The sequence below is a fragment of the Pseudomonas pisciculturae genome, from assembly GCF_015461805.1.
Classification (GTDB): Bacteria; Pseudomonadota; Gammaproteobacteria; order Pseudomonadales; family Pseudomonadaceae; genus Aquipseudomonas; species Aquipseudomonas pisciculturae.
The window spans coordinates 133,115-144,678 of the sequence record NZ_JACVZE010000009.1; the positions used below are offsets into that span (position 1 = coordinate 133,115).

At 62.4% G+C, this 11,564-nt stretch carries 10 protein-coding genes; 5 read left to right on the forward strand and 5 right to left on the reverse strand.

Annotated features, from left to right (window positions below):
• Positions 1-38 precede the first annotated feature (38 nt).
• The 3 genes from ICY20_RS23090 to ICY20_RS23100 all read left to right on the forward strand — a co-directional run bounded on the left by ICY20_RS23090 (position 39) and on the right by ICY20_RS23100 (position 4,055).
• Complete coding sequence (locus ICY20_RS23090) at positions 39-1,694, forward strand: acyl-CoA dehydrogenase family protein (protein ID WP_194938668.1); 1,656 nt, start codon at positions 39-41, stop codon at positions 1,692-1,694.
• 181 nt (positions 1,695-1,875) lie between these two features.
• Positions 1,876-3,348, forward strand: a complete 1,473-nt coding sequence (gene amn / locus ICY20_RS23095; RefSeq protein ID WP_162240105.1) for an AMP nucleosidase — start codon at positions 1,876-1,878, stop codon at positions 3,346-3,348.
• 71 nt (positions 3,349-3,419) lie between these two features.
• On the forward strand, positions 3,420-4,055 hold the full coding sequence (locus ICY20_RS23100; RefSeq protein ID WP_228758549.1) for a pseudouridine synthase: 636 nt from the start codon (positions 3,420-3,422) through the stop codon (positions 4,053-4,055).
• Here the strand turns inward: ICY20_RS23100 and ICY20_RS23105 are convergent.
• Positions 4,050-4,259, reverse strand: coding sequence for a DUF2788 domain-containing protein (locus tag ICY20_RS23105; protein ID WP_025999909.1), 210 nt, complete (start codon positions 4,257-4,259; stop codon positions 4,050-4,052). The two genes, ICY20_RS23100 and ICY20_RS23105, sit on opposite strands and share 6 nt — an antisense overlap.
• A 199-nt stretch (positions 4,260-4,458) precedes the next feature.
• Positions 4,459-4,938, reverse strand: a complete 480-nt coding sequence (locus ICY20_RS23110) for an Lrp/AsnC family transcriptional regulator (RefSeq protein ID WP_017735654.1) — start codon at positions 4,936-4,938, stop codon at positions 4,459-4,461.
• Positions 4,939-5,353: 415 nt separating this feature from the next.
• On the opposite strand from ICY20_RS23110, the gene ICY20_RS23115 reads away from it, so the two are divergent.
• Positions 5,354-6,394: a DUF6515 family protein gene (locus ICY20_RS23115; RefSeq protein WP_194938669.1), complete on the forward strand. Its 1,041-nt coding sequence runs from the start codon at positions 5,354-5,356 to the stop codon at positions 6,392-6,394.
• Here the strand turns inward: ICY20_RS23115 and ICY20_RS23120 are convergent.
• The gene (locus ICY20_RS23120) at positions 6,391-7,284 is read right to left on the reverse strand and encodes a cation diffusion facilitator family transporter (protein ID WP_194938670.1); all 894 of its coding nucleotides are present in this window, start codon (positions 7,282-7,284) and stop codon (positions 6,391-6,393) included. The genes ICY20_RS23115 and ICY20_RS23120 overlap by 4 nt on opposite strands.
• A gap of 3 nt (positions 7,285-7,287) precedes the next feature.
• Entirely contained in the window at positions 7,288-7,707 is a 420-nt protein-coding gene (locus ICY20_RS23125; protein ID WP_159955982.1) for a polyribonucleotide nucleotidyltransferase, read from the reverse strand.
• A 254-nt stretch (positions 7,708-7,961) separates the two neighbouring features.
• Between ICY20_RS23125 and hrpB the strand changes: the two genes are divergently transcribed.
• The gene (gene hrpB / locus ICY20_RS23130) at positions 7,962-10,469 is read left to right on the forward strand and encodes an ATP-dependent helicase HrpB (protein WP_194938671.1); all 2,508 of its coding nucleotides are present in this window, start codon (positions 7,962-7,964) and stop codon (positions 10,467-10,469) included.
• 38 nt (positions 10,470-10,507) lie between these two features.
• Here hrpB and ICY20_RS23135 read toward each other — a convergent pair whose 3' ends face one another.
• A complete protein-coding gene (locus ICY20_RS23135; RefSeq protein WP_194938672.1) occupies positions 10,508-11,527 on the reverse strand; it encodes an alpha/beta hydrolase in 1,020 nt (339 codons plus the stop codon).
• Between the last annotated feature and the right edge of the window lie 37 nt (positions 11,528-11,564).

Consider the following 11,564-nt stretch of genomic DNA (forward strand, 5'->3'; position numbering starts at 1 on the left):
GCCTCAACTGAATGCGGCCTTTTTCCAGGAGGCCCGTCATGAACCTGCATCAGTTCGCCGAAACCCACGACGTCACCAACCAGCCCCCGTCCCTGGACGGCACCAACCTTTACCGCATTGACGTGCCCCTTCAAGATTGGGCGCGGCGCTTTGGCGCGGGCTGGGCCGAAGGGCGCCTGGAGGCTTACGGTGCACTGGCCGGCGGGCCGCTGATGGAGGCCGGGTTCCTGGCGAACCAGAACAAACCGGTGTTCAGCAGCCATGACCGTTACGGCCATCGTATCGACCTGGTGGAGTTTCATCCGGCCTATCATGAGTTGATGCGCACCGCCGTCGAGCACGGCCTGCCGTCGCTGCCCTGGGCCCATCCGCAACCCGGCGCCCATGTGGCGCGCGCCGCCTTGACCTATCTGCATAGCCAAGCCGAAGCCGGCACCGGGTGCCCGCTGACCATGACCTTTGCCTGCGTGCCGGCCCTGCGCCTGCAACCAGACCTTGCTGATACCTGGCTGCCGAAAATCCTCAGCACGCACTACGACCCGCGCAATGTCGGCATTGCTTATAAAAGCGGTGCCACTATCGGCATGGCCATGACCGAGAAGCAAGGCGGCACCGATGTGCGCGCCAACACCACCCGTGCCTACCCGGTGGGTGCTGGCGGGCCGGGCCAAGCCTATGAGCTGGTGGGCCATAAATGGTTCTGCTCGGCGCCCATGTGTGATGCGTTCTTGACCCTGGCCCAGACTGACAAAGGCCTCACGTGCTTCCTGCTGCCCCGGCATCGCCCGGATGACACGCGCAACGAGTTCTACATCCAGCGCCTTAAAAACAAGCTCGGCAATTGCTCCAACGCCTCCAGCGAAGTGGAGTTCCGTGGCGCCCTGGCCTGGATGATCGGCGAAGAAGGCCGTGGCGTACCGACCATTATCGAAATGGTCGCCATGACCCGCTTCGACTGCATGGTCGGCTCCAGCGCCTTGATGCGCCAGGCGTTGACCCAGGCCAGCCATCATTGTGCTCACCGTTCGGTAGGTGGCCGTGTACTCAGCGAGCAACCGTTGATGCAAAACGTGCTGGCCGACCTGGCCCTGGAAAGCGAAGCCGCGTTGGCGTTGAGCATGCGCATGGGTCGCGCCCTGGACCACTTGGGGGATGAACAAGAAGCCAAGTTCGCTCGATTGGTGACGGCGGTGGGCAAATATTGGATCTGCAAGCGTGCCCCGGCCATGATCAATGAAGCGGCCGAGTGCATGGGCGGTGCCGGGTATGTCGAGGACAGCATCCTGCCGCGCCTGTACCGTGAGGCGCCGGTGAATTCGACGTGGGAAGGTTCCGGCAATGTGCAGTGCCTGGACGTGCTGCGGGCCCTGTCCAAAGAGCCGGGCGTGTTGGAAGCGTTGTTTGTCGAACTGGGGGATGGGCATGGTGACAAGCGTCTGGCGCGGCATATCGAGCAGTTGAAGTCGGCGTTTATGGATACCCAGGATATTCAGTACCGTGCGCGGCAGTTGACCGAGGATATTGCGCTGGCATTGCAGGCCAAGCTATTGCTGGAGGCGGGGAATGGGGCGGTGAGTGATGGGTTTATTGCCAGTCGTCTTGGTGAGTCGTCTGGTCGCGTGTATGGCACCTTGCCACGCGGGGTGAATGTTGAGGCTATCGTCGCTCGCGCCACGCCCACTGTGTCTATGTAAATGTGGTCCAAGTGTGGGAGGGGGCTTGCCCCCGATAGCGGTGTGTCAGCTATGTATAGGCTTGCTGACACTCAGCCATCGGGGGCAAGCCCCCTCCCACATTAATAATTGCATTCCAACTCCGGTGTTTCAGTAGGGCCGGGATACAGGCAAGATAAAGGCCTGCACGTCAGAACACAGGATGCTTACCGTGACCGAAGCTTTTGTTGTCGTTCAAACCGCCGAAGAAGCCGTCGACCGGCTGGCGGCCCTGCATGAGCGGGCTACCGGCGCGCTCAACCAGGCCCTCAAGCAATACCTCAAAGACCGCGTCGAGCCCGACGCCGAGCAACGCGCGCTGTTTCGCTACCCAGAGCTGCGCCTGACCTACCACTGCCACGGCGAAGTCCCACAGACCACCCGGGCGTATGCCAAGGTCCAGTTGCCGGGCACCTACAGCGTCACCGTCACCCATCCCGCCGCGTTCCGTAAATACCTGCTGGAACAACTGGTGCCGCTGATGCACGACTTCACCGTGACGGTGGAAGTGGGCGTCAGCCAACAGAACATTCCATACCCGTATGTGGTGGAGCAGGGCGACGAACTGGCCGGCTCCGGCGTGACCGCCGCCACCCTGGCCCGCGTATTCCCGAGCACCGACCTGTCGGCCGCCACCGATGGCATCGCCGATGGCCTGTACGACTGGGAAAACACCGACCCGCTGCCCCTGGCATTGTTTGATGCCGCTCGTGTGGACTTCTCCCTGCGCCGCCTGGTGCACTACACCGGCAGCGACTGGCGCCATGTGCAGCCGTGGATTCTGCTGACCAACTACCACCGTTATGTCGACCAGTTCATCCTGCATGGCCTTGAACAACTGCGCAGCGACCCGCGCTTTATCCGCATGGTGCTGCCGGGCAACGTGGTGATCGACAAGAGCATGGACCACGGCGAAGCGTCGGCCATTGCCGCAGGCGTGGTGTGGCATCGTTACCAGATGCCGGCGTATCACTTGCAAGCCACCGACGGCCACGGCGTGACGCTGGTAAACATTGGCGTCGGCCCGTCCAACGCCAAGAACATCACCGACCACCTGGCCGTGCTGCGTCCGCATTGCTGGTTGATGATTGGCCACTGCGGCGGCCTGCGCCAATCCCAGACCATCGGCGACTACGTACTGGCCCACGCCTATATGCGCCGCGACGGGATTCTCGACCGCGTGGTGCCGCCGAACATCCCGATCCCGGCCCTGGCGGAAGTGCAGATGGCGCTCCAGCAAGCGGCGGCCAACGTCACCGGCGAAAAAGGCGAAGAGCTGAAAAAGCGCCTGCGCACCGGCACCGTGCTGACCTACGACGACCGCAACTGGGAGCTGCGCTGGGCCCAGGAACGACCGCTGATCAACCTCTCTCGCGCCGTGGCCGTGGACATGGAAAGCGGCACCATCGCGGCCCAAGGTTATCGACTGCGCGTGCCGTATGGCACCTTGTTGTGTGTGTCGGACAAACCGCTGCACAGCGAAATCAAGCTGCCCGGCTCGGCTAACGCGTTCTATGAGCGTGCGGTCAGCCAGCACTTGAAGATCGGCATCGAGGCAGTGGATCTGTTGCGCACCGAGCTCAACTCGCTGCACTCGCGCAAACTGCGCAGCTTCGACGAGCCGCCGTTCCGCTAAGCGGTTGGGATGGTTATTTAACGGTCAGGCCACTAGCATTGTCGGTCCTGACCGTTAGATGTTCCTTTGCCATGTCCCGTCCTACTCGCCCCGATTCGCGCCGCCCTGGCGTGAAACCCCCGTACTCCGCTGCGCGCCGCGTTGCCAAGGCACCGCCGGCCGAGCCCAAGCTGATCTTGTTCAATAAACCCTTCGACGTGCTGACCCAGTTCAGCGACGAAGGCGGGCGCGCGACCCTCAAGGACTTTATCGATATCCCCGGCATCTACCCGGCAGGCCGCCTGGACCGTGACAGCGAAGGTTTGCTGCTGCTGACCAATGACGGCCAGCTACAGGCGCGGATTGCCGACCCCAAGCACAAACTGGCGAAAACCTACTGGGTGCAAGTCGAAGGCGAACCCACCGAAGAACAGTTGCAGCGCCTACGCGATGGCGTGGAATTGAACGACGGTATGACCTTGCCTGCCGAGGCTCGGCAGTTGGATGAGCCCGAGTTATGGCCGCGCAACCCGCCGGTACGGTTTCGTAAAAGCGTGCCCACGTCTTGGCTGGAATTGGTGATTCGTGAAGGGCGCAATCGCCAGGTACGACGCATGACCGCAGCGGTGGGCTTGCCGACGCTGCGCCTGGTGCGCGTGCGCATTGGGGATTGGTCAATCGATGGCCTGGACCAGGGCCAGTGGAAGGAAGTACCGGCGCGCCTATAGTGCGCCGGACTCGATCAGGCCAATCACCACGCTTTTAATGATGAACGCGGCCACGCCCAGCCCCAGCACGAAAAACAGGATGAACGAGCCAAAGCGACCGGCTTTGGACTTCTTTGCCAGGTCCCAGACGATAAAGCCCATGAAAATGATCAGGATCGTGACCAGGCCGGTCATCATCCATTCTTCGAAGAGGGCGGGGTCGATGTTGTTCATGGGGTATTTTTCCGACAATACAGACGGGAAGTATAAGGCAGCGTGGCAGGCGCTATATTGACCTACGTCGTGCACGGTCAAAATGTGGGAGGGGGCTTGCCCCCGATTGCAGTGTGTCAGTCAACACATGCATCAACTGACAGATTGCTATCGGGGGCAAGCCCCCTCCCACATTTGTCCTGCATTGATTTCAAGTGCGCAGGTGAGTCAGTGGCAATTCGGTGCTATTGAGCACCTGGTTCAGCACAAAACTCGACCGCACACTGGTCACACCGTCGATACGCGTCAAATGCCCCAGCAGCAGCTTCTGGTAGTGATCCATATCCGGCACCACCACTTTCAACTGATAGTCGGCATCCATCCCGGTCACCAGGCTGCATTCCAGCACTTGGGGCAGGGTGCGGATGGCCGCTTCGAAGTTCTCGAAACGCTCCGGGGTGTGCCGGTCCATGCCGATCAGCACGTAGGCGGTGAGGCTCAGGCCGAGCATCTTGCGGTCGAGCAGGGCGACCTGGCGGGCGATGTAGCCATCGTCCTCCAGCTGCTTGACCCGGCGCGAGCACGGTGACGGCGACAGGCCGATACGTTCAGCCAACTCCTGGTTGGAGATCCTCGCGTCGCGCTGCAATTCCGCCAAAATACTCAGGTCGTATCGGTCAAGCTTGCTCATTGGGTTGGCCTTTGTCGTAACTATTGCGGTGAATTATCCATGAAGGGTTAAAAATTGCGCAAGCACTGTTTATTGACGCAATCTTCGCAATCATCCGTCAGGCGCGGGCAGGTATCTTTATCAACAGAATCACCGCCTGGACAACAGTCCAAAGCAGCTCGCCCAATCAGGCCCGCTGCGGCCGCCACCCCAGCAGGGTTGAGCCGGCCTCCAGGCTGCACACTGCCCAGAAGGCGGCGTGAGGTGAGCCAACGCCACAAGCGTTGAGCCAGGACGAAGTTCTCAAGGGGTGGCCGACGGGTCACCCCTTTCTTTATGCCTGCGAAAAAGTTTCGCGTGACTGATAACCTGTCCGAGAACCGGGCCGTGCTTTTCCAGTCTCATGAACAGGCCCTAAACCGCAGTGAGGAATAGCATGAAGCGCATCTGGCGTTTGGCAGGTGTAGGTTTGCTGATGGCCGCCGTTGGCAACCACGTGTTGGCCGACGAGCGTGATAACGCGCCGCGTCCTGAAGGCGGTGGTCAGCATGAAAGAGGGCAAGGCAACAATCAGCCGCGCCAGCAGCAAGCGCCTCGCCCCGAGAACGCCCAGGCGCGCCCGCAGAATCAGCAGTTTGAGCGGGCCGAGCAACAGCAGCGCAACGGCGGGCAGTGGCAAGGCCGCCCACAAAATGCCGAACAGCCGCGACCTGCGCCGCAGCCCTCGAACAATTTGCCGATCCAGAGTCGCCCCGATACCGTGCGCCAAACCCAGGAGCCGCGTCAGGGCAACTACCGCGATATCCCGCGCCGCAATGACGGTAATCAGCATTGGGAAGCCGGGGGCCCAGGTTCGCGTCCGGGTAACAATGGCGGCGGTTACAACAATAACCGTCCTGGCGACAACCGCTGGCCGGGCCGCCCGGATGGTCACGGCAATGGCTGGGGCCCTGGCCCGCAGCACCGCCCCGGCTACGTGATCGACCGCTTCCCCGACCGCAACTACCGCGTGCCTTACCGTGGCCAGGACTACTTCTTCTCTGGCGGCTATTGGTATCGCCCGCAAGGCCCGCGTTATGTCGTGGTAAGGCCGCCGTATGGCATTCGCGTGCAATACCTGCCCGATTACGCGCGGGAAGTGTGGGTGGGCAGCGCGCTGTTCTTCCTCGCCGCCGGTGCCTATTACACCTACGAAACCAGCTCCCAGCAGTACGTGGTGGTGCAACCGCCGACCGAAGTGCCGGTGGCCCAACCGGCGCCGCAAGGCAATGGCTATGACGTGGTCGCTTACCCCGCCAACGGCCAATCACCGGCCCAGGTGCAGCAGGATGGTTACGACTGTTATCGCTGGGCCGTGCAGCAAAGCGGTTTCGACCCGCAGCAAGTCACCTACGCCCCAGACCCGGCGGTGGTGCAAACCTACCGCCAGGCTCAGGGCAACTGCCTGAGCAGTCGCGGTTATCAGGTGCAGTACTAAGGCGTGTTGCCAGTGACCACTTCCCGCGGGTCGGCGTGCACCAGCACTTCGGCACGTGGGTAGGCGTGGTGAATGGCATCGGCGGCCTGGTCGCTGATGCCGTGGGCCACTGACAAGGTCAATTCCCCCGGCAACTCCAGGTGCAGCTGCACAAACCAGTGGCTGCCCGAAATACGCGTGCGCAAGTCATGGGCGCCCAACACTCCGGGTACGCCACGGGCCAGTTCCAGCATGTGCTGGCTGACGTCTGGCGGCAGTTCCTCGTCCATCAATACCGCAAAGCTTTCACGGGCGATCTGGATCGCGCTCCACAAGATGTAGGCGGCGATACCCAGGCCGAACCAGGCGTCCACTTGATGAAAACCGAAACCCGCCAGTACCAAGGCCACCAGGATGCTGCCGTTGAGCATCAAGTCCGATCGGTAATGCAGGGAGTCGGCGCGTACCGCGTTGGAGCCGGTTTCGCGGATCACCCGGTGTTGCAGCATCAGCAGCGCGACCGTCAGCACCAGCGAAAAGATGATCACGCCAATGCTCAACCACGGTGCGCCTACGGGCTCCGGATGCTGCAAGCGGTCATAGGCCTGGAACGCGATCAACACCGCACTGCCGGCGATAAACAGCGCCTGGGCCATGCCCGACAACGATTCCGCCTTGCCATGGCCGTAACGGTGATCGTCGTCCGCCGGGCGCAGGGCGTAATGCACCGCGACCAGGTTCAGCAGCGAGGTCACGCCGTCCAGCAGCGAGTCGGTCAACCCGGCGAGCATGCTCACCGAGCCGCTGAGCCACCAGGCGATGGCCTTGGTGATAATCAGCGCACAGGCCACGCCCACCGAAGCGCGCGTGGCCAGGCGTAACAGCCTGGCGTGTTCGGGGCTGCTGGTCATGGCTTAGGCAGCCGACTTCAGGCCGAGGGCTGCCAGTTGTTGCACGCTGCCCTTGAACTGGATCATGCGCGGGTCGTCCAGCGGCAGGCGGTGGCCGGTTTCTTTCTGGATGATGGTTTGCAGCTTGACGTTGTCGACCTTGCCGTCGGCGCCGATGGCTTCATGGAGTTTTGCCGGGTCGACCTGGGCAGTCTTGCCCGGCTCGAAGTAGATGGCGCCGGTGGCGAAGTCCACACCGAAGGCGATCAGGCCAGGGATCACGTAGAACAACAGGCCGATGGCATCGAGCACGACTACGGTGGGGTCGATCTTGCCGTCGATCTGGCCACGGCGGTCGGGGAAGAAGATCGAACCGCAGGCCGTCAGTTGGCTCAACAGGGTGACGGCGAGGACACCGCCGATGACACGGGAAGCGATACGCATGGGGGAATCTCCAGAACATGTTTAAAGGTGACTATAAGCTAGATCTACCGGGCGACACTGAACCAATGTGGGAGGGGGCTTGCTCCCGATGACAGTGTGTCAGGCAACTTATTTGTTACTGATACACCGCTATCGGGAGCAAGCCCCCTCCCACATTAGGACAGTGTTCACCGCCCGGCTCAGCGGTGTTTCTATGACCAGCGCCGGCACTCAGCAGTTCGCCGTTATACTCGCCGCTCTGCTTTGGAGCCAGTATGAATTCGTTGCCGATCGATGATGTTTTACCCGCCCTGCGTGACGCCTTGGCGAGTCGCCATGAAGCCGTGCTGGAAGCGCCGCCCGGCGCCGGTAAAACCACCCGCGTGCCTTTGGCATTATTGAACGAGCCATGGCTGGCCGGGCAGACCATCCTGATGCTCGAACCCCGCCGCCTCGCTGCCCGCGCGGCTGCCGAACGCTTGGCCAGCGAGTTGGGTGAAAAGGTCGGCGAAACCGTCGGCTATCGCATTCGCCTCGACAGCAAAGTCGGCCCCAACACCCGCATCGAAGTGGTCACCGAAGGCATCCTCACCCGGCGCTTGCAGGATGACCCCGCGCTGGACGGCGTGGGCCTGCTGATCTTTGACGAATTCCACGAACGCAGCCTCGACGCCGACCTGGCGTTGGCCCTGAGCCTCAACGGCCGTGACCTGTTTCGTGATGAGCAACCGCTGAAAATCCTGCTGATGTCCGCCACCCTCGAAGGCGAGCGCCTGGCCGGTTTGCTGGGTAACGCGCCGATCCTGCGCAGTGAAGGGCGCATGTTCCCGGTGCAGATGCGCTGGGGCCGGCCTTATCAGGCCGGGGAGTTTATCGAGCCACGGCTGGTGCAAACCATCCTCGACGCCCTGCAGGACGAAACCGGCAGTGTGTTGGTTTTCCTACCGGGTCAGGCGGAGATTCGTCGGGTCAACCAGCAGTTGGCTGACGCCCTTGGCGATCGCGCTGACGTATTGTTATGCCCGCTGCATGGCGAGCTGGACCTGAATGCCCAGCGCGCCGCCATCGACCCAGCGCCCGCAGGCAAACGCAAAGTGGTGCTGGCCACCAACATCGCCGAGACCAGCCTGACCATCAACGGCGTGCGCGTGGTGATCGATGCCGGGCTGGCGCGGGTGCCGCGTTTCGACCCCGGCAGCGGCATGACCCGCCTCGACACTCAGCGTATCTCCCGTGCGAGCGCCACCCAACGTGCTGGCCGGGCAGGGCGGTTGGAGCCGGGAGTGTGTTATCGGTTGTGGTCCGAAGACCAGCATGAAGGGTTGACTGCCTACAGCAGTGCAGAAATCCTGGCCGCCGACCTCGCAGGTTTGGCTTTGCAGTTGTCGCGCTGGGGCGTCACGCCTAATCAACTGGTATGGCTCGATGTGCCGCCGACCGCCGCCTATGCCCAGGCCCAGGATTTGCTGGTGCGACTGGGCGCCCTGAATGACGACAAACTCACCGCCCATGGCCAGAAAATGGCCGAACTGCCGGCCCATCCGCGTATCGGCCATCTATTGTTACGCGGCCAGGAACTGGGCCTGGCGGCGACGGCGTGTGATGTGGCCGCGCTGCTGGGGGAGCGCGATATCTTGCGCGGTGGCGGCGCGGACCTGCACAGTCGCCTGGCGCTGATGTCCGGTGAGGAGCGTGCACGCGGCACCCAAGGCGGTGTGCAGCGGGCCAAACAACTGGCGCGGCAATATCGCGGCTATCTGAGAGGTCAGGCCAAGCAACCCGTGACCGACCCTGATCACCCACGATGGCTTGGGGCCTTGCTGGCGTTGGCTTACCCCGACCGCGTCGCTCAACAGCGTCGCCCCGGCGGCGCTGAATATCGCCTGGCCAACGGCCGCGCCGCGCTGTTTGCCGAAGCCGACAGCCTGATGAAACAACCCTGGCTGGTCATCGCCGACCTCGGTAGCCGCCAGGGCCAGCGCGAAGAGCGTATCTACCTGGCAGCGGATTTTGATCCCGCGCTGTTCGACACGGTACTCGCCGAGCAAGTGCGCAACGTCGATCAGCTCGACTGGGACGAACGCGAAGGCGTGCTGCGCGCCGAGCGCCAGCGCAAAGTCGGCGAACTGGTGCTCAGCCGCGAACCGCTCACGGGCCTGGACGAATCCGCCCGCAGCCAGGCGCTGGTCAACCTGGTGCGCCGCAAAGGGCTGGAGCTGCTGCCGTGGACGCCCGAACTGCGCCAATGGCAAGCTCGCGTCATGCTGCTACGCCACCTCGACAGCGGCAAAACCAGCGAATGGCCTGACATCAGCGACAACGCCTTGCTCGACAGCCTCGAACACTGGCTGATGCCCTATTTGGGTAAAGTTTCGCGCCTGAGCCATTTCAGTAATCTGGATATTTCCAGCTTCCTGCACAACCTGCTGCCCTGGCCGCTGCCCCAACGCCTGGATGATCTGGCGCCGCAGCATGTGAAAGTGCCGTCGGGCTCATCGGTGCGTTTGGACTACAGCGAAATGCCGCCGATTCTGGCGGTGCGTTTGCAGGAACTGTTCGGCCTGGCAGACACCCCGCGCATTGCCGGCGGGCGCCAGGTGGTGAAATTGCACCTGCTGTCCCCGGCGCGCCGGCCGGTGCAGGTGACGCAAGATCTGGCGAACTTCTGGCGCAGTACCTACATCGAGGTGAAGAAGGATCTGAAGGGGCGGTACCCGAAACATTACTGGCCGGATGATCCGTTGATTGCCGAACCCACTGCGCGAATAAAACCGCGCAAATAAAAAATCCCGCGATCAACGCGGGATTTTTAACTGGGCTATCAGTTCAGGTGAGCCTTCAACTCACCCGCCGCCTGACGCATGGCTGCTTTGACTTCCGGAATACTGCTCAGCGGGTTGAGCAAGCCGTAGTCATGGATCATCCCGTTGTAGCGTACCGCCGTCACGTCCACACCGGCCGCATCCAGCTTGCGGGCATAGGCCTCGCCTTCATCGCGCAGTACATCCAGCCCAGCGGTTTGTACCAGTGCCGGTGGCAGGCCGGTCAGTTGCGCATTGGTGGCCCGCAATGGCGAGGCGTAGATCTCGGCACGTTGCTTGGCGTCGGTGGTGTAGCTGTCCCAGAACCAGCTCATCATGTTTTTGGTCAGGAAGTGGCCCTCGGCGTACTGCTTGTACGACGGGGTGTCGAAGCTGGCATCGGTCACCGGCCACAACAGCAGTTGGAAGCGCAATTTCGGCGCGTTCTGTTCCTTGGCCTTCAGCGCAACCACCGCCGCCATATTGCCGCCGACGCTGTTGCCGGCCACCGCCAAGCGGCTGCCATCGACGTTGATCTCCTTGCCATGCTCAGCTACCCAACGGGTCGCGGCGTAGGCCTGGTTGATCGCCGTCGGGTAGTGCGCTTCTGGCGATGGTGTGTAGTCGACATACACCGCCACGGCGCCAGAGCCTACTACCAGGTCACGAATCAGACGGGCGTGGGTTGGGTAGTCGCCGAGCACCCAGCCGCCGCCGTGGAAGTACATGAACACCGGCAGCTCACCCTTGACGTTGGCGGGGCGCACGATGGTCAGCTTGAGGTCCTGGCCATCGGCCTTGATGGTCTTGTCGCGGACTTCAATGCCCGACATGTCCACCTTCACCGAGTTCTGCGCGCCGGTCAGCACCGCACGGGCATCCTTGGGGCTCAGTTGCTCCAGCGGGCGACCGCCGCCGGCGGCCAGTGCGTTGAGAAACGCTTGGGTCTGGTGCTCGGGCACTGCGGTGTCGGCGGCATAGGCGCTGCCGATGGACAGGGCGAGCAGGGTGGCGGTCAGGGCTTTTTTGAAAGTGTTCATGTGGTTTGCGCTCACTTGAAGTATTGGAAGGGGGAGG